Genomic DNA, 20,805 nt, shown 5'->3' on the forward strand with positions numbered 1-20,805 from the left:
TTCGATGACATCGGCACCGATGGCAGTGGCACCCGCACAGTCTCGAACCATATTGCGCACCACGGAGTCCGGCGACTTCCTGATGAGTGACTATCTAGGTGAGCACTCCGACGGTTCGGCAACCGGGGGCTTTCAGGCGTATCTTGTCGGCCAGAAGGCGGAAAAGCTTCGGCCCCACTATCACGAGGTGGATCAGTTTCAGGTAGTTCTCGACGGCAGTGGACGCCTCGGTAGGCACGCCATCGGCGCGGGCACTGTGCATTACAGCGATGCGTACACGGTGTACGGGCCGATCTTCGCCGACGCTCCCGACGGTCTGTCGTACTTCACCCTTCGGCTCGACCCCGCCGCAGGATTGAACTACATGCCGGAATCACGAGTCAAAGGTGAGACGCGAGCCGGCGAACATTTCACCTGTGCGATCGACGACGCCGCAGGAGAGACGGGAAAGCTGGATCTACTGGCCCGTACCAGACGTGGCGCCGCAGCATTCGGTGTTGCGCTCGACCTCGGTGGGGTGTTGACCGCCGATGCACTCGCTGAATGTGTGGGTCGGGGGTATGCAGTTGTGTTGTCCGGCAGTGTTGCGTTCGGCGACCGTACATTGCCGTCGGGAAGTCTCATTCCGTTCGAGTCTGCTGTTGCACTGGAGGGGCTTTCGGGACAGTCCGATCGCACGAACCTGGCCCTGGTTGTCTTCGCGACGCTGAGTGAGCCCACTCAGTAGGAGCCGCCGAGTTGATCCGCCGCCGATCGGAGCAGCTCGCCGTACCGCGCGAAGTACTCCTCGGTGAGTCGAGTCGCCGGCCCACTGATCACGATCGCAGCCAGTGGCGATCCCGACGCATCCAGCACCGCTGCGGCGAGGCTGGTTGATCCTTGCTGGACGGCTTCCTCGCTTGCGGCCCATCCACGCCTGCGTATCTCCTGGTACTCGGCATCTGCGAGGAGGAGATCGGGCTGACCCGAGCTGTTCATGCGTTCTTCCTGCGACTGGTACGCGTGGATGACCCGTCCCGCTGCACTTGTCTCGGGTACGTGTATCTGCCCGGGCTTCAGGCCTGTCCGAACCATGTGGGTACCTTCAACCACCCCGAGGACGATCATGTGTTCTTCCTCCGCGACAGCGAGATGTACTGTCTCGCCGGTTGTATCCCGAATCTTGGTCATGACGGGTTGTGCTCGGGCAGCCAGCGACGAGCCGTTGTAGACCTGTCCGGCTACGACAACACAACGGGTGGAGAGCTCCCAGCGGGGTGGAGCCTCGCCGACAGGGTGGATCCATTGCGCTTCATGGAGGGTTGCCAGGGTGCGTTGCATGGCGCTTTTGTCGACCTCGAGTAGCCGTGAAAGCGCGGTCAAGCCGATTGGCTGATGGGCAGCAATGGCTTCGATGACGCGGAGTCCGCGCGTGAGTCCACTGATTGTCTTGACTGCGATCTGAATCACCCCTACTGTGATTAAAGAATTGATACACAGTATCACATAGAGATACTTGCTGTGAAGACGATCTTCCTGAAAGTTCGCACTTTCCTTCCCGCTGGCGGTCCAGTGCACTACCGAGAGGTTGCTGTGAAGAAGTTCAAACCCACTGTCGATCAATTGATCCCGAACCTGACGCCGGCGGAGGAGATAGTTCTGCTTGCGCGAGCTCTGTGGGCCGAGGGGTACCGGGATCATCTCGCCGGGCATATCACGTACAACCTCGGTGACGGCACCATGCTGTGCAACCCGTGGCTTCTCACCTGGGAGGAGATCCTCCCCGCCGACATCATTCGTATCGACGTAGACGGCAATGTCCTACAGGGCGATTGGCCTGTCCCGCTGGGAATTCCTCTGCACCTTGCGCTTCACCGAGCACGTCCCGACGTCGGCATTGCGCTACACAATCATTCGGAGTTCGGAACGGTCTGGGCTGATCTGGGCGAGGTTCCACCCGCTTACGATCAGAGTTCCAGCCTCGGCGGCGGTGAGGTAGTGCTGGTCGACGAGTACGACGGCGGCGTCGACAACATGGAGGCAGCCGAGGCCGCGATCCGGTCGATCGGGCCCGCTGATCGCGCACTCCTGGCAGGACATGGCGTTTTTGTCACCGGAAGTACCGCCGCAGCAGTCTATTTGCGGGCGGTCGCTCTCGAACAACGTTGTAAGAATGCCTGGATGATCCGGGTGGCCAGTGGACCGGAGAAGACAGCTCTGCCCGACTGGTGGCTCGATCGAATGGCCGGTAGTGACGGAAACAGCTACCACGGCTTCTGGGAGGCTGCGGTGCGCGCTGCGTTGCGCTCGGATCCTGAACTGGCCGAGAGCCTTCAGGCCTCCCAATGAACAACCAAGGCTCTGCGGCCATCAGCCACTCTGGAACGGATACCCATGGATTTTGAACTAGACGCAGATCAGCGAGCGTGGCGAGAGGAGATACGCACGTTCCTTCGCGACAATGTCACACCGGAACTGCGCGCGGAGATGGCCGAGCACGATCTCGAGTTCATCGGCGGCGAGCTCACGGCCTTTCGCCGGAAGATCGGGGCAAAAGGGTGGTTCGGGCTCAATTGGCCCAAGGAGTTCGGTGGGCTTGGTCTCGGTGCGGTGTATCAGCATCTTCTGGTCAGCGAATTCGAGTACTGGGGCGTGCCGGGACCGGACTTGACCGTTACGTCGGTGGCTCCGATGATCATGCGCCACGGCACGCAACAGAACCGGGAAGAATTCCTGCCGCCCATTGCACGCGGTGAACTGACCTGCGCCGTCGGTTATTCCGAACCCAATGCCGGAACAGACCTTGCGAGTCTGAAAACCCGGGCGGTGCGTGAGGGCGACGAGTGGGTAATCAACGGTTCCAAGATCTGGAACAGTATGGCGCAGCGCGTCACTCACGAATGGCTGTGTGTTCGCACCAATACCGAGGTGCCCAAACACAAGGGTATCTCGGTGATCATCGTGCCGATCGACGCTCCCGGTGTTGTGATTCGTCCGATCACCGCGTGGTCCGGATATCGAACCAACGAGACGTTCTTCGACAACGTCCGTGTCCCAGCGACCAACCTGATCGGTGAAGTCGACAAGGGATGGAAGTACATCACCGGTGCACTGGATCTCGAACGTGGTGCCCTCACGAATGCAGGTGACCTGCGCAGAGCCGTCGACGATCTGTTGATTCTCGCGCGGGAGATCCGAGAAGACGGAACACGTCCGCTCGACAACGCAGATGTACGCCGCAAGCTCGCTCAGTTGGATGCGGATGTCGAACTCGCGCAGCTCATGGGATTCGAGGCGTCGTCCCTGCTCGAAAGTGGAACCATTCCGTCGGTGCTCGTCAGCGTCGAGAAGATTTTCTCCAGTGAACTCAGACAACGGATTGCCGATGTCGGAACGGCGATGCTCGGTCCGGCAGGTTTGATCGCGGGATCGGACCCTCACGCAGTGATGGCAGGAAAATTCGAGCGACTGTACCGCGCCGCGCCACTGCTGCGATTCGGTGCCGGAGCCAACGAAGTTCTGCGAGATGTTATCGCCCAGCGCGGGCACGGCCTACCGAGTTACGGACGCTGACATGATTCCGACCTTCCTTGACGGCGTAGGAGTTTGCCGATGAAACTTGTTGCTAACCAAGACCAACTCGATCTGCAGGCAATGTCGGCTGCCGTCCTGGCCAAACAATGCCCGATCAGTGTGGTACGAGAACTGGCAGAACCGATGTCCGAAAGCAGCCCGGACAAACTGATGACGGCGCTTGCCGAGGTTGGTGTACTTGGCCTGGCGATCGATGAAGAATACGGCGGCGGTGGAGCCAGCCTGTACGAACTCGGTGTGTTCTTTCGGGAGGCCGGCCGGGTTCTCTGCCCGTCGATTGTCTACAGCACACTGCAATTCGGTATTGCCGTCGGGCGACTGGCTACGTCGGAACAACGCAGGCGTTATCTGCCTGCGCTGGCCGAAGGTCGACTTCGCGCCGGCGTTGCCGCCTGGAATCCCGGGGACGCCGGCGATATTCGACCCACTCTGACCGCAACACCAGCTCCGGGTGGGTGGCTGCTCAACGGAACCCTGCCATTTGCCGTGAACGCCTCGATGTCCGACGTGGTTCTCGTGACCGCTCGCACATCGGTGTTTGCCGAACCGGAACGGTTGATCTGCGCCTTCGTCGAGCCGACAGCCGAAGGTTGGAATGCCGTCCCATTGTCGAACATGTCCGGAGAGAGGCTATCTCGCGTCGAACTTGTCGACGTGTTCGCCTCGGACGCGGCCGTTTCTCTCGGGGGCAGCGGAAATGGGCTGAGCGCCGACGATCTTCGGTGGGTCGCCAATGCGGCAGTGGCGCTTCAATGCATGGAGATGGCAGGCGGCGGCGCCGCAGTTCTGGATCGCACCGTCGACTACATTGCCCAGCGTGAGCAGTTCGGGCGTCCGATCGGTAGTTTCCAAGCCGCACAACACATTGTCGCGGACATGCACATCGCGCTCGAAGGTGCCCGCTTGGCTGCCGCGCACGCGGTGTGGTGGGTGGCTCGCGGTGAATCCGCCACCCGTGCGGTCGCGATTGCAAAAATGCAGTGCAACGAGGCCTACAAGCGCGCGACCCTGGATGCACATCAATTGCACGGTGGTATGGGATACGTCCTCGAGACTGATTTGCACCTGTGGTCGGAGCGGGCGAAGGTCACGGAAATCCGATACGGCACAGCAGATATTGCGGCGGGTTGGCTGCAGAAGGAGCTGAACCTTGCCTAGCGAAGCGAAACCCGGACCGCGGCAGGCACTTCAGGATCTTCGGATCGTGGATTTGTCGAGGTGGGTGGCAGGAGAATACGCAACAAAGATGTTCGCAGATTTTGGTGCGGACGTTGTCAAAGTCGAAAAGCCGGAGACGGGCAGCTTGACGCGGGCGTGGGGACCGTTCCCCGGCGACGTTCCGAACGTCGAGCGAAGCGCACTCTTCCTGCATCTGAACACCAACAAGAAATCGCTTGTCCTTGACTTGACCTCGGATTCCGATCGGGAGGTTCTCCTGAACCTCGTGGACACGGCGGACGCGGTGGTGGAGTCCTTCCGTCCCGGCCAGCTGGAGAAATTGGGCCTGGGACCGGAAGTGCTGCACGCGCGCAACCCGTCGCTGGTGATCACGCGGATCAGTCCTTTCGGCCAGACCGGACCGTACCGGGATCGTGAAGCGAGCGGCCTGGTCCTTCAGGCTGCCGGTGGCCCGATGAACGCAACTGGTGCGGCTGATCGTGCGCCGTTGCGTAAACCGGGACTGCTCGAGCACTACACGATCGGCCGTACCGCCGGCGAAGCCACGATGGCGGGAATCTTCAGCGCCAAGCGCACAGGAGAAGGTTCCGTGATCGACGTGTCCGGGCAGGAGGTTCTGCTCGCCGGCGCCGACCGGCGAGCGTCGTACCTCGTTTCGGCGGCGTATTCCGGCATGAATGCTCCACGCGGAGTGCGAAGCCCGCACCGGCACGGCGCGACGTTCACCGGACCGTTCCGGGCCAAGGACGGATTTGTGATGCTGTACGTGACCAATCAGGCTTTCTGGAATCGGTTGGTCGACATAGTCGGCGAGCACGACGACGCGTTCCATACGCGGTACCACGGGCGCGAGACGATCATGGGAAGGGATCGTGACGAGTTCATGGAATATGTCACCGAGTGGTTCGCGCAGCGGCCCAAAGTCGCCATCATGGAACAGTGCGAGGCGGCACGTATTCCCGTCACGGCGTATCTCGACGTCTCGGAATTGTTGAGTCACGATCACTTTCGTAGCCGAGGCGCATTTGTCAGCGGTACACATCCGGTTGCGGGCACGTTGGAGTACACGGGTGCGCCGTGGCGGATGGCCAATGGGTACCAGTTGCGTCATACCGCACCAACTCTCGACCAGCACGGCCCACAGATCCGTGAGTCACTGACACAAACAGGGGAGCGAGTATGAGTTATCCGCTCGAAGGGATTCGTGTTGTCGACCTGACGGTTGTGTGGTCCGGCCCCGGAGCGACAGCGATGCTGGGGGACTTGGGCGCAGAAGTGATACGTGTGGAGGGGAACAACCGCGTCAGCCGACAAGTTTCGGCAAAGACAACGAAGGAATCGATCGCGCAGACCGGGTATCACGGCGGCACCTATCCGGAGAAGGATCCCGGCGAGCGACCGTACGACCGCACAGCTCTCTTCAACTGGCATTCCCGGAACAAACTGTCGGCGTGCATGAATCTCGATACCGCTGAGGGACACGCAGCTGTGATCGAACTGATCAAAGTCAGTGATGTTCTGGTGGAGAACAATTCCAACGGAACTCTCGAGAAGTTGGGGCTTGGGCACGAGCGTTTGCTCGCACTCAACCCTCGATTGATCGTCGCTCGCATGCCACCCCTCGGAATGGCCGGACCGATGAGTGACTATCTCGGTTACGGCCCCAATTTCAACTCGCTGGTGGGGATTGCCGCGATGGACGGTTACGAGGGTGAGGAAGCCGACTCGGCCGGCGAGAACTACCACATGGACGAGGCAGCTCCGGCAGGTTTGGCCTTTGCGGTGATGGCCGCGCTGTTGGACCGCGAGCACACCGGCGTTGGGGGACTTGTCGAGTTTGCGCAGGCGGAGAACGTCATGGCGGAGATCGGGGAGTTCGTGCTCGACGCGCAGGTGAACGGGAGAGTTCCGGAGATCCTCGGCAACTCCGATCCTCATGTGCTACAGGATGTTTACCTCAGTGCGGATGAGGATCGGTGGGTGGCGATATCCGTTCGCAGCGATCGCGAGTGGACGGCATTGGCCTCGGTAATCGGCGGGGACGAACTTGCCGAAATGGGCGCCGATACAGTCGCCAGACGGACAAACTCCGCGTCGATCAGGGATCGAATTGCGAGGTGGGCCCGCTCGATGTCGGCTTCCGAGGTTGTTTCGGTGTTGCAGGAGTGTGCCGTTCCCGCAGGTGAAGTGATGAGCGAAACCGGATTGCTCGAAGACCGTCATCTGCGCGAGCGTGACTGGTTCCAGGAGCGGTCACATCCGTCGGTGGGAACCTATCGGTATCCAGGACATCCCTGGCGGGTAGAGGGATTCGATCTGGCATTCGGACGGGTACTCCCAGGGTTCGGTGAAGACAACGAGTACGTCTACAAGAAGATCCTCGGCTATTCCGATGAGAAGTATGCCGATCTCGAGAATTCCGGACTGGTCACCGACCATCAAATAGCGTGAGAGAGAAAGAACATGACTGAAAGCGTAGCCGTGATTCCGGATTCGGAATCTCTGATCCCCGACAATGTTGCCGAGCGTGTCGGGGAGGTAGTCTCCCAGGCGAGCGGAGCTGTGGTCGCGCGGGACTGGCAACGGTGGGCTGTGTCCGTCGGCGAAACCAACCCGCTGTACTTCGACAGCAACTATGCCCGTGAGCACGGCTATCGCGATATTGTCGCTCCGCCGCTGTATTTGCAGTACGCGATTCTCGGGGTGACGCCGATACCGGAACTTCGGGTAGACGGCTCATCCGGTGCTGCCTCCGGGAATCTTGTTTTCCCGTTGTGCCCCAAGCGAATGGCGGGTGGCGAGAACACCACCTTTCTTCGGTCGGCCTACGACGGAGATGTGATCACCAGTGTGCGCGTCGTGGATTCGGTGGTTGAGAAGCGCGGTCGGTCCGGCCGATTCGTCCTGGTGACGTGGAAGACCACGTATACCAATCAGAACGACGAGGTTGTTGCCGAAGCGACCACCTCGATGATCGCCCGACCGTAGCGCGAGGAGTTGAAAGTTATGTCAACACAAGTATATTTCGATGATATCAACACCGGCGACACGATTCCGGTGTTGGCTGTCAGTGTCACTGCACTGCAGATGTTCCTCTTCAGTGCAGCGACGTACAACGGGCACCGCATTCACTACGACCGGAGTTGGGCTGTCGACGTCGAGGGCTATCAGGACGTCGTTGTACAGGGCCCGCTTCAGGCGGCGCTTCTGGCGCGCGTTGTCACCGACTGGATCGGTGGCGGGGGATCGTTGGTGAACTTCTCGGCCTCGAACCGGGCTGTGGCCTTTCCCGGCGAGCCGTTGGAATTCACGGGGACAGTGACCGGAAAACGCGACGAGAACGGTAGAGCGCTGGTCGATTTGGAACTTGCCGGAGTGCGGGGTGGTGAGGTGCTGATGCCGGGAACGGCCACCGTGCTGCTGCCACGCCGTGACAGTGCTATCTCCGCCGGAGCGTCCTGATGGCGGGACTGCGCGGTGAGGCCGCCATCGTCGGGTTCTGTGAATTGCCCGCCCAGCGCAAGCAGACCCGTCCTGAGTTGTTCACCATCGAGCAGTGGGCAATGCTCTCGAAGCTGGCAATCGAGGATGCGGGTCTGAAGGCGTCGCAGATCAATGGTCTTGTCACGCATGGTATTGCGGAATCCGATATGTTTGCCCCGGCCACGTTGTCCGAGTATCTCGGGATTCCCTTGAACTTCGGTGAGCGAGTAGACCTCGGCGGCGCAACGGCGGCAGGGATGGTGTGGCGAGCTGCCGCAGCCGTCGAACTCGGTATCTGCGACGCGGTACTGGTCATTGTTCCTGGGTCGTTCATGACACCGAAGTCGCAGATTCAGCCCGCTGTGGATCCAGGGTATCTCGGTGCCTCGAGTGGCAAGTTCGGTTCTCCTCAAGCCGAATTCGAGATTCCGTACGGTAATCTCGGTCAGAACGCGCCGTACGCCCAGATCGCTCGGCGGTATGCGTCGGAATTCGGGTACGACGACCGTGCCACCGCCAAGATCGCGGTGGACCAGCGAACCAATGCCTGCAGTACTCCCGGTGCGGTGTTCCATGGAAAGCCGATCACGATCGACGACGTTCTGGCGAGTCCGATGATCGCCGATCCCATTCGGATGCTCGAGGTTGTGATGCGGGTGCAAGGTGGAGCAGGCATTGTCGTGGCGAACGCTGACATCGCGCGTCGCGGTCGCAACAGGCCGGTCTGGGTCAAGGGGTTTGGCGAACACCTGTCGTTCAAGACACCGACCTATGCAGAAGACATGGTGCGCACCCCGATTGCGAAGGCTGCGGACACGGCATTCGACATGGCGGGTATCTCACGCTCGGCAATCGATGTCGCGTCGATCTACGACTGCTACACGATCACGGTGGTGATGAGCCTCGAAGACGCGGGCTTCTGTGAGAAGGGGAAGGGTATGGAGTTCGTGTCGTCGAGAGACCTGACCTTCCGAGGGGACTTCCCGTTGAATACCGCCGGCGGCCAATTATCCTACGGGCAAGCCGGAATGGCGGGCGGGATGCACCACGTATGCGATGGCGTACGTCAGGTGATGGGCCGATCCGGGGCGGCGCAGGTTGCCGACTGCAATACCGCTTTCGTGACCGGGAACGGCGGCATCATGAGTGAGCAAGTCGCACTGATACTCCAGGGAGATTAGGGATGTCGAACGAAAAGCCGTATCCGGAACCGACGCCGGTGTCCGCACCGTTCTGGAATGCTTTGCGAGAAAGCAAGATAAAGATTCAGTACTCGCCGTCATCGGACGAATTTGTCTTCTATCCGAGATTGCTGGCTCCGCGCACGTTGGCCGACGACCTCGAGTGGCGTGAGATCAGTGGATTGGGCACGCTGTACACCTATACGGTGGCTGACCGTCCCACAGCACCGCCGTGGTCGGATGCGTTGCCGCAGATGTTGGCGGTGGTGCAGTGGGACGAGGGGCCGCGGTTCAGTACCGAACTGGTCGATGTCGGCGATCTGGAACTGACTGTCGGTATGCGCGTGGAACCCGTGTTCTGCGACTATCCGGATCGAGACATCACGCTGCTGAGATATCGGCCTCGAGCGCTCTGCTGAGATATCGGCCTCTAGCGCTCTGACACCTTCAGTATCAGAGCGATACGAGCATTAGTCTTCGTGTTTGCGGAGCTCGTCCGGGGTACGGGGTTCAGGCTTCTTCCGGCGTGCTTTGCCGGCGCTGGATTTGTCGGATCCGAGTCGAGAAATGTTCTCCAACATCCAGTTTGCGCGGTCACGCTCGGATTCGTAGTACATCTCGGACCATCGCAGCACCAGTTCGGGATATGCCCATCCAGCTTCTTCGGACGCGCCTTCGGCGTCGGCAATTGCGCGGATGCGCATCTTCTCGGACTGGTCGCGATGTTCGGTGAGTACCGATTGCAGTTTGTCAGGGTCGGCCAGATGGCCGAGCCACATCCTGAGCATTACGCCGTGTTTGAGCACTGCGGGTTCGACCGGCGATTCGTTTGCCCACGTCGCTACCGCGTCGGTTCCGGCCGGAGTGATCGCGTACAGGCGCTTACTCTTGACGTCGTTTGTGCTCACCACGCGGGACGTGGCAAAGCCGTGCGCCTCGAGATTGCGCAGTTCGCTGTAGATCTGACTGTACGACGGTGCCCAGTAGAAGAATCGCAGGCTCCAGTCGGCCCATTTCTTCAGGTCGTAACCGGAGAGTTCGGATCCGAAGGACAGCAGACCCAGGACGGCCCAACTTGTCGGTCGCAGAGTGGGCGCGTCTGCAGGTGTTTTGTCCTTTGCCATAGTCGAAAGATTACCTGGCGGTAGACCTAAAGAGAGTATTTCGGTTAGAAATATGCTGGCAATATGTCGTAGAAGGTGCCTGTGAACAGCTGTCTGCGTGCCGCTCCCGTAGGACCACTGAGCGGGAGAGGCGTCAAGCCTACGTCGGCCGAGTGTTTCAATGCAGATATGCCGCGTGATCTTTTGGTATCGACGCTCGACGCGCTCTGTGTGGATTTGGCACACCGGTGCGGAGACCGGGTGGCATTGCTCGACGGCTGCCAGGAGATCACCTACGGCGAACTGACCGATCAGGCACTGCGAGTGGCCGCTGTTCTGGCAGATTCCGGTGTGCGACCGGGTGCACGGGTGGTCCTCAGCGGCCGGAATACCACCGACTGGGTCTGTATCGCACTCGGGATACTGTGCGCTGGGGCAACCGTTGTTCCGGTGGGCCACGGTGTCAGTGGTCCCGAATATTCACGGATCCTTGATGTCACCGAACCGGCGCTCGTAGTCGACCAACCACGGATCGCCGACATCATGGCAGCCGCCAGAACTACCGCCCCTCACCCGGATAGACCGGCAGCGGGGCCCGACGACATCGCGGTGATTCTCTCGACCTCCGGCTCGACCGGGGTGTCCAAGCAAGTTCCCATGACCCACGGACAGCTGTCGCGGTTGTACTCGGCAGTGGCGGACCGGCTCGAGCTGACCAGTGCGGATCGAGTGATCGGTGCCGTCCCGTTTGCACATTCGTTCGGTTTCAACGGTGTGCTGCTGACCGCAATGTGCGCCGGAGCCTCGGTGCGCGTCGTCGAACACTACGACAGAGCCGACCTTGCCGATGTGATCGTCCGTGACCGCGTCAGCGTGGTGATGGGGCCGCCGACCATCCTCTTCGATCTGGTCGGCAGTGGCCGCGACGACATCGGGTTGGTATGCAGAATGGCGGTGAGCGGCGGTTCCGAAGTGCCACTCGACAGAATGCGCGGAGCGTGCCGCGAACTCGGAATCGTGAATATGGTTGTCGGCTACGGGCTTACCGAAGCCTGTGGAACCGTCGCCATGGGCAGTATCACCGAAGGCGAATCGGGTTCGCTCGCGATGTTGACCCCCGTCGACGGACTCGAAATTCGGATTGTCGACGACTACGGCTATCCGCTGCCTCCGGACGAGGACGGCCACGTTCTCTGCTCCGGGTACAACATCATGCACGGATATCTGCGAGGGGTAGACGATCCGGAATCAACGCCCGACGACGCAGTAGACGGTGACGGTTGGTTGCGAACCGGCGACATCGGTTGGTCGGACGACGAGGGGCACCTGTATATCGTCTCGCGGGCAAAAGACACGGTGATCGTCAGCGGCTTCAACGTCTACCCGCAAGAAGTGGAGACGGTATTGATGGATCACCCGTTGATCCTCGAAGTCGCGGTGATCGGCGTGGCCGACCAACGGCAAGGCCAACGGCTGGTTGCCTGCATCATTCCGGTCCACGGATACTCCGTCGATTCCGAGGATCTGATCGATTTCTGCAAGGAACGGTTAAGTGCCTACAAGGTGCCGCGCATCTTTGTCGAGCTGGAGATGTTCCCGACAACGCACACCGGCAAACGATCACGAGAAGAACTACGCAAGCAGGTTTCGCAGAGATTGTGACCTGTACGCACAGGTGTCAGGCTACGAAATGAATAGGCCACTGGCCGTTCACATCTGACACGTCTTTCCCTTGACTGCTCAGAAACTCGGCAAAATCCCGTTGACGTTCGGCGTGCCACTGTGCCTGATCGACCATGAGATCAAGATCGTTGATCTCCGGAAAACGCAGTGCTAGTTCTCGTGCCAGAGCTGCCGCGGCCATCGCGTCGGCCTCTGCCTCGTGCGCGGATTCGAGTGTGATTCCGTAGAACTCGCAGACCGCAGACAACGTTCGTTTTCCCTTGCGGAACTTGTCCATCGCGCGATCGATCACGTAGGGATCGACAACCAAGCCGGGAACCAGCGCCGGTTTGCCGATTCGTAGGCCTTCGCAGTGCATGACCGTGAGGTCGTAGGACGCGTTGAACGCAACAACCGAATGATCACGTGCCCACGAATTGTGGAGAGCCTCACGGATCTCCTCGTAGCCCTCGGCGTAGTCCTGACCGTGCTCAGCCGCATATTCGGTGGTGATGCCGTGAATAGCGATGGCACCGGCCGGAATATCGACGCCCGGGTCGAGTAACCACGTGCGCGTTTCCACACTCGAGCCATCCACGACGGCAACACACGCGCTGACGATCCGGGCTGTGGATGGATCGCGCCCCGTGGTCTCGAGGTCGAACGCGCAGATCGGGCGATCGGACCAGTTGTTCATCGGGGGCCTTTCGGTGTTCAAGTTCATGTCCGGTTCACTATGCACGCAGGCACCGACAAGAACTGGCCCGAAGCCTCTCGACCTACATTGAGTCGGTCCCGACAGTCACATTAAGTCGGACCCGACAGTGAATCGCTCCAACACCTCCAGTCGCGGAGTCACACCGAAGCCCGGCCCTTGTGGCACAGCGATGTGCCCGTCCTCGATGACAAACGGTTCGGTGATGTCCTCGGCGAAGATCGGTCCGGTTGGCGGCGAAATTAAAAGTGCAGCAACGATATTCGTTTGTTCGAGCGACCCGTGGCCCGAGCTCGGGACCACGGGCGGCGACGTCCGTCAGGCTGAAGGTTGCTCGGCCACTGCCTTCCCCACGAAACGGTGGGTCTGATCGAATGCAGCGGCTACCTGGATCGAGTTGGTCATGTCACTGATTTCAGCCCAGCGTTCGGCGACCACCTCGGGCGAGAGCGCCTCCTGCGGGATGTAGACGCCCTGCGACTCCTCCATCCGGGCGATCGCGAACACGCCGGCGCCGGCGCTGAGGATCGTCTTGGTTGGTGCGTCCTCGGAGACCATGAACAGCGCGCCCGGTGAGATCGACTCGGGAGCAAGGAGTGCAAGGGTCTTCTCGTCGAGCAGGTCCTCGGTCATGCGGGTAGCCGCTGTCGGGGCAAGTGAGTTCACTCGAATGCCCTTGCGCTCACCTTCGATGGACAACACGTTCATCAAACCGACGACGCCCGACTTGGCGGCGCCGTAGTTGGCCTGGCCGAAGTTGCCGTAGATGCCCGACGCGGACGTGGTCATGAGAATACGGCCGTAGTTCTGCTCGACCATGTGCGGCCAGACAGCCTTGGACACGATGACCGAACCCATGAGGTGAACGTCGATGACCTTGCGGAAGTCGTCCAAGTCGGCCTTGATGAACGACTTGTCGCGCAGGATGCCGGCGTTGTTGATGAGGATGTCGACGCGCCCCCACTTCTCGATAGCAGCGGCGACCATGGCGGCAACTGCGTCGGCGTCGGTGATGTCGCAGTGATCTGCAAGCGCTTCGCCGCCAAGAGTCTCGATTTCGGCTACTACCTTCGCGGCTGCGGTATCGGCGCCGCCACTGCCGTTGACGGATCCGCCCATATCATTGACTACAACGCGTGCGCCGCGAGCGGCGAGCGCCATGGCGTGAGCTCGGCCGAGACCGCCGCCTGCACCAGTGATGATCGCGACCTTGCCTGAGAAATCCAATGACATGGGAAAAACCTCTCTGATCTGGGATACTACTGAGTATTACTATGTCAAAATGTGGAAACAAGTCAAGGCAGTGAAGGGCGAACGATGAGTGCTGACGCACCTGATATGCGCTCGGTGATCATCGAGACCGCGGCAGACGCATTTGCGGCAGACGGATATGCCGCCACGACCATTGACGACCTCGCCGATCGCGTCGGCGCCACCAAGGGTCTTGTCTACTACCATTTTCGGTCGAAATTCGATATCTACCTGGCTATTTTCGAGCAGGGTATGAGCAGGCTCAGAGCGGAAGTCGACGGAGAAGTGGCGGCGGGCGGCACCGGATTGGTCAAGCTCGCGGCGATGTCGCGGGCGCATCTGATCAATCTCATGACGCACCTCGGACATCATCATGCAATCCACCAGGGCGTGCGGGGGCAGATGAGTTCGGCGCTCAAGCCGCGCCAGCAGCAGGCGCTCGTCGAACTCAACGCTCTGCGCTTGGACTACGAGAAGCTTTTCGAACAGGTGATGATCGAAGGAGTCGCAGACGGTTCGATCCGCGCCTCGTCACCGCGCATGGCGGCAAAGGTTCTGCTCAGTAGCCTTAACGGTATCGATCTCTGGTATCGCCGTCGCGAGGGCCAGTCGGTCGCCGAAACCGAGGCGCTGGCAGACGAGATCGTCGAACTCCTGATCGGCGGGTTGCGCGCGGAACACTAGCGCGGCGCCAGACTGTCCGTAGAACTGACTGTCGTGGCAGACAGTCTGTCGGTTGTCGCAGCTCTCGCCGCACCCCAAGGTTCTCTTATGGCAATTACCGAGGGTGTAACCGGCGAGCAGACCGGGGTGGATCGCGAGTACGGAGATCGCGTACTTGCCGTCGAACCTGGCGGAAACGAGTTCATTCCCGACGAGGATCGCCACGGCACCCCTGGTCAGCTGTTCTGGACGTGGATGTCCCCGAACCTCGAATTCGCCACGATCTTCATCGGAGTTCTCTCCGTATCCGTATTCGGGATGACGTTCTGGCAGGCGACGCTCGGACTGGTCATCGGAACCGCTCTCGGTGCGGCCGCGCACTTCGTGCTGTCGGCACGCGGACCGTTGCACGGTGTGCCGCAAATGGTGCTCGGCCGATTGGGTTTCGGATACCGAGGTAACGCTCTGCCGTCGGCGTTCATGTCGATCATGTGCGGCGTCGGATGGTTTGCAACCAACAGTGTCAGCGGCGCTTTTGCGCTCAACACCCTGACCGGATTGCCGCCGGTGCCTTCACTGTTGGTGATCGTCGTCATCCAGACCGTGTTCGCTTTCTTCGGGCACAACCTGGTTCAGGCTTTCGAGCGATATGCGTTTCCCGTACTTGCCGTGATCTTTGCCATCACTGCGATTGTCATTCTGACAAAAGCCAATCCAGGTGCGCCGGCGATCGAGGGCGGCGTCGGTGGACTCGGCGGTTTCCTCCTTACCGTGGGCACCGCGTTCGGGTACGCCGCCGGGTGGACGCCCTATGCCGCTGATTACACGCGCTACCTTCCGGCGTCGGTCTCGACATTCCGAACAGGTCTGTTCGCGTCGGCCGGACTGTTTGTCTCCTGCGTGGCGCTGTCGGTGGTCGGTGCGGCATCGGTCACGATCGGCGCGCCGTCGTCGGATAACCCTGCCGACGCGTTCACATCCAATCTTCCTTCGGCACTTGCCAATCTGACGCTACTGGCCATCGCGCTCGGTGCCGTCGCCGCGAATGCGCTCAATGTCTACTCCGGCTCGATGGCCTTTGTGACCATCGGATTGAAACTCCCGGTGAAAACGCAGCGAGCCATGGTCGCGATGGTTTTCGGAGTTGTCGGATTCCTGGTTGCGTGGTGGGCACTCGCCGACGCAGCAGCAAGCTACGAAGCTTTCCTCCTTGTTGTCGCCTACTGGATCGGTCCGTGGCTCGGCATCATGTTCGCCGACCAATACCTGCGCCGCGGGCAGCGCATCGACAATCTCCTTTACGACCCGGAACACACCAACTGGGGTGGATTCTCAGCCTTCGTGATCGCACTCCTCACCTCGGTTCTGCTGTTCTCCAACCAAGAGAAGTTTGTCGGGTACGTCGTACGGTCAGTCCCCGAGCTGGGCGACATTACGTTCTTCGTGGGATTTGTCATCGCGGGCGGGCTTTACCTCCTCGTCAACGGTTCGAAGATCTCGCGCGACAAGCCGGTGAGCGCACAGCGCTAGAAGCAGAGTCGCGTACATCGACGGCGTCGACGGGTCGTATCCGAGTAGCGCCCGGATACGGTCGAGTCGCTGATAGAGCGATTGCCGGCCCAGGTGCAGCGCAGCCGCCGAACGTGTTGCGCTGCAACCATGACGGAGATGAACCTCGAGTGTTCTGGTGAGATCACTCGAATGGGTGTCGTCCCAGGAAATCAGGGGAGCGACGACGGCAACCATCCGCTCCCGAACGTCCACCGGCAACTGGTCCACCGCGAGTTCCGGGGCCAGTTCACGAGTGGTTGTCACCACGCGCCCGGCGAGCCAGGTCCGACGAGCCGACGTCGCAAGGCGAAGCCCTGATCGGGCAGCATGAAGTGCCGCACTGACCTCGGACGGAGTGAACGCACACGGGTCTCCGATCACCACCGTGACTCCGTCGGTGATGTTGGACGACAGGGATGTTCCGAATGCCGCACTCACGGCTCCGACAGCATCGATCGTCTTGGCCGGCACTGCAACAAGACCGAACGTGCTGGCATGTACTTCGGCTCCCAAGTTCGGTTGGCCGAGGAGTTTGGCCGCGGAATCGAGGAGGCGAGTGGCGATTCGCGAACCAGGGGAGTCGATCGCGATCGCAACGACGCGGTGGCCGGGAGTGGGATGGAACCCAGCGGCCGCGGATCTGACGCGAAGGTCGATCTGCCGTACGTCGGTGCGCTCCAGCAGATCCGACACGAGAGTAGCGGCCGCCCGCTGGGGACGACCGGTCAGGTTTCCCGAATAGGTCAGTGCCAACCCCAATGAACCGGCTGAGCGTTGCAACAGCCCGTGCAACGTTGCCGGATTCAGTGTCGAACCAGGCCCGGCCGTCAGAGTCCCCCAGGCTCCGTCTCTGGAATGGATAGCGGCAGTGGCAGTTCCGGCGTCAGCGGCACGCCAGGCGGACCGATCGTCGTCGACGCCATGTGCTGCGACGAGGGCGCCACTGCCGCTTGTCACGATCAAAGGGCACCCCGTTACGTCACTGATGCGCTCGAGCAGAGTGGCCACACCACTGCCTGCCATCAACTCGAGTTCGAGCACGCGAGCGAGATCATTTCCCAGGCGTAACACAGCGACTTCACGCGAAATGATTTCGGTATTTGCGTTCTGACACAGTTCGATGAAAGGGACAACAGTCCGGAGTGCGATCAGCGGCATTCCCATGATCGCCGCTTCCTCGATCATGTCCGACGGAATCGCGTCGAAGGTTCGGCCGAGTTCTACGGCAACTCCGGCGACGTTTCGGTTCCCGACCTCTCGCAGATAGTGCCGCCTGGTCCCCGGATCGACCCCGGACAGACCCAAGCCGGTGGTGAGCAACAGTTCGTCCCCGGACAGCAACGGGCTGATCTCGTAGATCTCGCTCGAATGGACCCAGCGGACCACACGTCCCAACTGGCTGCCACCGGCCAGAACCTGTGGATCGGCCCCACGGAACTGGTTGTCGAGCAGCTCGCGCACGGTCAGAGTCATCGGTTGGGCGTTCCTCACTCTGGGCGACAGTATGTCCACAATAAGGGCGGCTCGTTACAACAATGTGTCAGTTGTGGATGTAGTCCGAACAGCAGAAAGTAGAGGGATGTCGACGACTGTGACGAGCGCTTCCCGCGCTCTCGACCCCCAGACAATGTTGCAGGCAGCGATATCCGAGGCCGAACTCGGCCGCAGTGAGGGCGGAATTCCCATCGGTGCGGCACTCTTCGCGTCTGACGGCACCCTTCTCGGTAGTGGACGAAACCGTCGAGTCCAGCACGACGATCCGTCGGTGCACGGTGAAACCGACGCCTTTCGTGCGGCCGGAAGGCAACGTGACTACCGGCAGACCATCATGGTCACCACGCTCTCGCCGTGCTGGTACTGCAGCGGGCTCGTGCGTCAGTTCAACATCGGATCCGTGATCGTCGGTGAAAGCGTGACATTTACCGGTGGGCACGAGTGGCTCCGCGAAAACGGGGTGTCTGTCACCGTTCTGCGAGATCAACACTGCATCGATTTGATGACCGAGTTCATCGAAACAAACCCGGCACTGTGGAACGAAGACATCGGAGTAGCGGAATGAAGGCTGTATCGACCGTGGATATTTCCCTCTGGCGGGCGGGCGGTCCGGGCGCTGAAGCTGTCGCGCGTGAGGTGGACGAAGGGCTGCAACGTGCGGGCTTCCTTCTCGTGCGCGGGCATGGGATCACCCGCGAACTTGCCGCAGACGTGCGAGCCGCGGCCCGGAAGTTCTTTGCGCTACCCGAGTCGACCAAAGCAAAGTACGCCGCAATAGTCGGTGAACGCGGATGGATCGGCCCGGGGATGGAGGCCAACGGCTACTCGGAGGGAACCGAGACCCCGCCGGATCTCAAGGAGACCTTTGCGATCGGGGCTGAAACTCGGACGGGCGATCCGCTGGTCGACGACGTCTGGTTTCTCTCCAACGTCTGGCCGAGCGAGGTTGCCGAGCTACACGAGCTCTTGACCGTCTACACCGCGCAGATGCGTCGACTGTCGGACGATTTGCTGGAGATGTTCGCAGCTGCACTGGGTTTGGCGAACAACCCGTTCGACGGGCTTGCCGACCTCCCCACGTGGACGTGCAACATCAACCATTACCCACCGATGAGCGTCGTGGGTGAGCCTGAGCCGGGACAGTTCCGCATCGGTCCGCACACAGACTTCGGGACGGTGACAGTTCTCGATCGTGAGCTCGGATCCGGTGGACTGCAGGTGTACACGGACGAAGGCGGATGGGAAGACGCCCCGTACGACGCGGAAGCGTTGACGGTAAACATCGGAGACCTCCTCGAGTACTGGAGTGGGAAACGCTGGCCGTCGGGCCGGCACCGCGTACTTCCTCCCCAAACGGACGCTCCGGAGGAAGATCTGGTCTCGCTCATCTACTTCTACGAACTCAATCACGATGCGCTAGTCACCCCGTTGGAGTTGCCGATCGGCCGAGTGTCCGGCCTGGAACCCGTCGTGTCGGCCGATTTCATCAAACTCAGGTTGGACGCGATCACTCTCTAGTCGGCGAGAATCCCTGGTTTGTCCCGTTCTCGGAAGAGGGGTAGTGTGTGGGCGTCGTGCGCCGTCCGAGCGCATGGCGAACGAGCAGTAATTCAGGGAAGAGGAGGTGTGGCTTGTAATGCGTGGCCAACCTCCGAGTACCAACTGAAGCTGTAGACCGCCCGGGTCGCCGGGTATTTTGCTGCAGCTTCATCGTGTGTTCATCGGCCTCTGCTTCGCTGTGAAGCGCGCCTTGGCCGTTCACTCTTCCTTGAAAGCTGTTGCAGCATGTCTGAATTCAAGTCCCGCCGGTCGTCCTTCCCGCGTCGCTCGGCAGGTTTCGGTGATAGTCGAACCGGTCACACGCCCGTCGCCCGCGCCGTCGTGAAGGCCGCAACGACCGATGCGATTGCGCCTGTGGAAGCCACGGTCGTGAATAGTGGTGTGTACCGCGACGGAGCTCGGATCGCGTCGCCGTCCACCCTCGCCGAAGCGTTGTCGTGCCTGCCGGATTCGCAGTCGATGGCATGGATCGGGCTGTACCGTCCCGACGACACTCAATTGTACGCTGCAGCACAGCATTTCGATCTTCACGAGTTGGCTGTCGAAGACGCGATTGCCGCACATCAACGTCCCAAGCTCGAGCGATACGGTGAGACACTCTTTGTCGTGTTGCGCGCTGCGCGCTATCGCGACGAGACCGAACGCGTCGAATTCGGTGAACTGCATGTGTTCTGTGGTCCCAACTTCGTTCTTACTGTCCGCCACAGTGAATCACCGGATCTCACGGCCGTGCGAACCAGAATGGAGAACGATCCCGATCTCCTCCGTCTGGGGACCGAAGCTGTTCTCTACGCAATCCTCGACGCCGTCGTCGACGGCTATGCGCCGGTTGTCGCCGGCCTGCAGAACGACATCGACGAGATCGAGACCGAGGTATTCAGCGGCGATCCCGGAGTGTCGCGTCGTATCTACGAATTGACCCGTGAAGTGATCGAATTCCAGAGAGCCACACGGCCGTTGCTCGGCATGCTGCGTGGGCTGTCGGCAGGATTCGACAAATACCACACGGACGAAGAACTGCAGCGCTATCTTCGCGATGTCACCGACCACGCGACAACAGTGGTCGAGCAGGCCGACGGGTTCCGTCAACTGTTGGGAAACATCCTGACCGTCAATGCAACCCTGGTATCGCAGAATCAGAACGAGGAAATGCGAAATCTCACGCAGGCGAGTTACGCGCAGAACGAGGAGATCAAGAAAGTGTCGGCCTGGGCGGCAATTCTCTTTGCCCCGACACTGATCGGAACTGTGTACGGCATGAACTTCGACGACATCCCGGAACTTCACTGGCAGTTGGGCTATCCGTTTGCGCTCTCGATGATGGTGCTGACGTGTGGAAGTCTCTACACGATTTTCAAGCGGCGAGGCTGGCTCTGACTGTGCGCCTTTA

General features: G+C 60.6%; 21 protein-coding genes. 16 read left to right on the plus strand and 5 right to left on the minus strand.

What is annotated here, in order from left to right:
- Positions 1–4 precede the first annotated feature (4 nt).
- The gene (locus tag KYT97_RS24150) at positions 5–727 is read left to right on the plus strand and encodes a hypothetical protein (protein WP_051730356.1); all 723 of its coding nucleotides are present in this window, start codon (positions 5–7) and stop codon (positions 725–727) included.
- On the opposite strand, the gene KYT97_RS24155 is transcribed toward KYT97_RS24150, so the two are convergent.
- Positions 721–1,449, minus strand: a complete 729-nt coding sequence (locus KYT97_RS24155; protein ID WP_033232627.1) for an IclR family transcriptional regulator — start codon at positions 1,447–1,449, stop codon at positions 721–723. The two genes, KYT97_RS24150 and KYT97_RS24155, sit on opposite strands and share 7 nt — an antisense overlap.
- Before the next feature lie 123 nt (positions 1,450–1,572).
- On the opposite strand from KYT97_RS24155, the gene KYT97_RS24160 reads away from it, so the two are divergent.
- From KYT97_RS24160 to KYT97_RS24200, 9 genes are read left to right on the plus strand one after another with little or no spacing between them, the layout of a single operon-like run.
- Positions 1,573–2,328, plus strand: a complete 756-nt coding sequence (locus KYT97_RS24160; RefSeq protein ID WP_219110851.1) for a class II aldolase/adducin family protein — start codon at positions 1,573–1,575, stop codon at positions 2,326–2,328.
- A gap of 45 nt (positions 2,329–2,373) precedes the next feature.
- Positions 2,374–3,552 carry an acyl-CoA dehydrogenase family protein gene (locus KYT97_RS24165; RefSeq protein WP_095968543.1) on the plus strand — a complete coding sequence of 393 codons (1,179 nt, stop codon included), beginning with the start codon at positions 2,374–2,376 and terminating at the stop codon, positions 3,550–3,552.
- 39 nt (positions 3,553–3,591) lie between these two features.
- Complete coding sequence (locus tag KYT97_RS24170; RefSeq protein WP_033232360.1) at positions 3,592–4,731, plus strand: acyl-CoA dehydrogenase family protein; 1,140 nt, start codon at positions 3,592–3,594, stop codon at positions 4,729–4,731.
- The gene (locus tag KYT97_RS24175; protein WP_219110853.1) at positions 4,724–5,935 is read left to right on the plus strand and encodes a CaiB/BaiF CoA transferase family protein; all 1,212 of its coding nucleotides are present in this window, start codon (positions 4,724–4,726) and stop codon (positions 5,933–5,935) included. Before KYT97_RS24170 ends, KYT97_RS24175 begins: the two co-directional genes overlap by 8 nt.
- Positions 5,932–7,203: a CaiB/BaiF CoA transferase family protein gene (locus KYT97_RS24180; protein ID WP_219110854.1), complete on the plus strand. Its 1,272-nt coding sequence runs from the start codon at positions 5,932–5,934 to the stop codon at positions 7,201–7,203. Before KYT97_RS24175 ends, KYT97_RS24180 begins: the two co-directional genes overlap by 4 nt.
- Positions 7,204–7,215: 12 nt before the next feature.
- Positions 7,216–7,740: an FAS1-like dehydratase domain-containing protein gene (locus KYT97_RS24185; protein ID WP_219110855.1), complete on the plus strand. Its 525-nt coding sequence runs from the start codon at positions 7,216–7,218 to the stop codon at positions 7,738–7,740.
- 18 nt (positions 7,741–7,758) lie between these two features.
- A complete protein-coding gene (locus KYT97_RS24190) occupies positions 7,759–8,214 on the plus strand; it encodes a hotdog family protein (RefSeq protein WP_095888248.1) in 456 nt (151 codons plus the stop codon).
- A complete protein-coding gene (locus tag KYT97_RS24195; RefSeq protein ID WP_033232354.1) occupies positions 8,214–9,416 on the plus strand; it encodes a thiolase family protein in 1,203 nt (400 codons plus the stop codon). Before KYT97_RS24190 ends, KYT97_RS24195 begins: the two co-directional genes overlap by 1 nt.
- 2 nt (positions 9,417–9,418) lie before the next feature.
- Entirely contained in the window at positions 9,419–9,835 is a 417-nt protein-coding gene (locus KYT97_RS24200; protein WP_095888249.1) for a Zn-ribbon domain-containing OB-fold protein, read from the plus strand.
- Between the two features lie 51 nt (positions 9,836–9,886).
- Here the strand turns inward: KYT97_RS24200 and KYT97_RS24205 are convergent, their stop codons facing one another.
- Positions 9,887–10,540 carry a PadR family transcriptional regulator gene (locus KYT97_RS24205; protein WP_033232351.1) on the minus strand — a complete coding sequence of 218 codons (654 nt, stop codon included), beginning with the start codon at positions 10,538–10,540 and terminating at the stop codon, positions 9,887–9,889.
- 168 nt (positions 10,541–10,708) lie between these two features.
- Between KYT97_RS24205 and KYT97_RS24210 the strand changes: the two genes are divergently transcribed.
- The gene (locus KYT97_RS24210; RefSeq protein WP_033232349.1) at positions 10,709–12,181 is read left to right on the plus strand and encodes a class I adenylate-forming enzyme family protein; all 1,473 of its coding nucleotides are present in this window, start codon (positions 10,709–10,711) and stop codon (positions 12,179–12,181) included.
- Positions 12,182–12,197: 16 nt separating this feature from the next.
- On the opposite strand, the gene KYT97_RS24215 is transcribed toward KYT97_RS24210, so the two are convergent.
- Together KYT97_RS24215 and KYT97_RS24220 are read right to left on the minus strand one after the other, a co-directional pair.
- On the minus strand, positions 12,198–12,878 hold the full coding sequence (locus KYT97_RS24215; protein ID WP_095888250.1) for a 3'-5' exonuclease: 681 nt from the start codon (positions 12,876–12,878) through the stop codon (positions 12,198–12,200).
- Between the two features lie 336 nt (positions 12,879–13,214).
- The gene (locus tag KYT97_RS24220; RefSeq protein ID WP_033232345.1) at positions 13,215–14,129 is read right to left on the minus strand and encodes an SDR family NAD(P)-dependent oxidoreductase; all 915 of its coding nucleotides are present in this window, start codon (positions 14,127–14,129) and stop codon (positions 13,215–13,217) included.
- Between the two features lie 84 nt (positions 14,130–14,213).
- Between KYT97_RS24220 and KYT97_RS24225 the strand changes: the two genes are divergently transcribed.
- Both KYT97_RS24225 and KYT97_RS24230 read left to right on the plus strand, forming a co-directional pair.
- Entirely contained in the window at positions 14,214–14,831 is a 618-nt protein-coding gene (locus KYT97_RS24225; protein ID WP_033232344.1) for a TetR/AcrR family transcriptional regulator, read from the plus strand.
- An 87-nt stretch (positions 14,832–14,918) separates the two neighbouring features.
- Positions 14,919–16,340, plus strand: coding sequence for a purine-cytosine permease family protein (locus tag KYT97_RS24230; RefSeq protein ID WP_116102375.1), 1,422 nt, complete (start codon positions 14,919–14,921; stop codon positions 16,338–16,340).
- Here KYT97_RS24230 and KYT97_RS24235 read toward each other — a convergent pair.
- Complete coding sequence (locus KYT97_RS24235; protein ID WP_116102301.1) at positions 16,221–17,834, minus strand: PucR family transcriptional regulator; 1,614 nt, start codon at positions 17,832–17,834, stop codon at positions 16,221–16,223. The genes KYT97_RS24230 and KYT97_RS24235 overlap by 120 nt on opposite strands.
- A gap of 106 nt (positions 17,835–17,940) precedes the next feature.
- Between KYT97_RS24235 and KYT97_RS24240 the strand changes: the two genes are divergently transcribed.
- The 3 genes from KYT97_RS24240 (at position 17,941) to KYT97_RS24250 (ending at position 20,792) form a co-directional block, all read left to right on the plus strand.
- Entirely contained in the window at positions 17,941–18,420 is a 480-nt protein-coding gene (locus KYT97_RS24240; protein WP_033232343.1) for a nucleoside deaminase, read from the plus strand.
- Positions 18,417–19,373: an isopenicillin N synthase family dioxygenase gene (locus tag KYT97_RS24245; protein WP_219110857.1), complete on the plus strand. Its 957-nt coding sequence runs from the start codon at positions 18,417–18,419 to the stop codon at positions 19,371–19,373. Before KYT97_RS24240 ends, KYT97_RS24245 begins: the two co-directional genes overlap by 4 nt.
- A 267-nt stretch (positions 19,374–19,640) precedes the next feature.
- The gene (locus tag KYT97_RS24250; protein WP_219110859.1) at positions 19,641–20,792 is read left to right on the plus strand and encodes a magnesium and cobalt transport protein CorA; all 1,152 of its coding nucleotides are present in this window, start codon (positions 19,641–19,643) and stop codon (positions 20,790–20,792) included.
- Positions 20,793–20,805 lie beyond the last annotated feature (13 nt).

Source organism: Rhodococcus globerulus, from assembly GCF_019334125.1.
Taxonomy (GTDB): Bacteria; Actinomycetota; Actinomycetes; order Mycobacteriales; family Mycobacteriaceae; genus Rhodococcus_F; species Rhodococcus_F globerula.

What these genes read in the sequence shown, in the direction of transcription:
- KYT97_RS24150 (WP_051730356.1), top strand. Translation starts at nt 5, where the DNA reads ATGACATCGGCACCGATGGCAGTGGCACCCGCACAGTCTCGAACCATA.
- KYT97_RS24190 (WP_095888248.1), top strand. Translation starts at nt 7,759, where the DNA reads ATGTCAACACAAGTATATTTCGATGATATCAACACCGGCGACACGATT.
- KYT97_RS24250 (WP_219110859.1), top strand. Translation starts at nt 19,641, where the DNA reads ATGTCTGAATTCAAGTCCCGCCGGTCGTCCTTCCCGCGTCGCTCGGCA.
- KYT97_RS24210 (WP_033232349.1), top strand. Translation starts at nt 10,709, where the DNA reads ATGCCGCGTGATCTTTTGGTATCGACGCTCGACGCGCTCTGTGTGGAT.
- KYT97_RS24185 (WP_219110855.1), top strand. Translation starts at nt 7,216, where the DNA reads ATGACTGAAAGCGTAGCCGTGATTCCGGATTCGGAATCTCTGATCCCC.
- KYT97_RS24225 (WP_033232344.1), top strand. Translation starts at nt 14,214, where the DNA reads ATGAGTGCTGACGCACCTGATATGCGCTCGGTGATCATCGAGACCGCG.
- KYT97_RS24200 (WP_095888249.1), top strand. Translation starts at nt 9,419, where the DNA reads ATGTCGAACGAAAAGCCGTATCCGGAACCGACGCCGGTGTCCGCACCG.
- KYT97_RS24180 (WP_219110854.1), top strand. Translation starts at nt 5,932, where the DNA reads ATGAGTTATCCGCTCGAAGGGATTCGTGTTGTCGACCTGACGGTTGTG.
- KYT97_RS24220 (WP_033232345.1), bottom strand. Translation starts at nt 14,129, where the DNA reads ATGTCATTGGATTTCTCAGGCAAGGTCGCGATCATCACTGGTGCAGGC.
- KYT97_RS24235 (WP_116102301.1), bottom strand. Translation starts at nt 17,834, where the DNA reads ATGACTCTGACCGTGCGCGAGCTGCTCGACAACCAGTTCCGTGGGGCC.
- KYT97_RS24230 (WP_116102375.1), top strand. Translation starts at nt 14,919, where the DNA reads ATGGCAATTACCGAGGGTGTAACCGGCGAGCAGACCGGGGTGGATCGC.
- KYT97_RS24245 (WP_219110857.1), top strand. Translation starts at nt 18,417, where the DNA reads ATGAAGGCTGTATCGACCGTGGATATTTCCCTCTGGCGGGCGGGCGGT.
- KYT97_RS24195 (WP_033232354.1), top strand. Translation starts at nt 8,214, where the DNA reads ATGGCGGGACTGCGCGGTGAGGCCGCCATCGTCGGGTTCTGTGAATTG.
- KYT97_RS24165 (WP_095968543.1), top strand. Translation starts at nt 2,374, where the DNA reads ATGGATTTTGAACTAGACGCAGATCAGCGAGCGTGGCGAGAGGAGATA.
- KYT97_RS24205 (WP_033232351.1), bottom strand. Translation starts at nt 10,540, where the DNA reads ATGGCAAAGGACAAAACACCTGCAGACGCGCCCACTCTGCGACCGACA.
- KYT97_RS24170 (WP_033232360.1), top strand. Translation starts at nt 3,592, where the DNA reads ATGAAACTTGTTGCTAACCAAGACCAACTCGATCTGCAGGCAATGTCG.
- KYT97_RS24215 (WP_095888250.1), bottom strand. Translation starts at nt 12,878, where the DNA reads ATGAACAACTGGTCCGATCGCCCGATCTGCGCGTTCGACCTCGAGACC.
- KYT97_RS24240 (WP_033232343.1), top strand. Translation starts at nt 17,941, where the DNA reads ATGTCGACGACTGTGACGAGCGCTTCCCGCGCTCTCGACCCCCAGACA.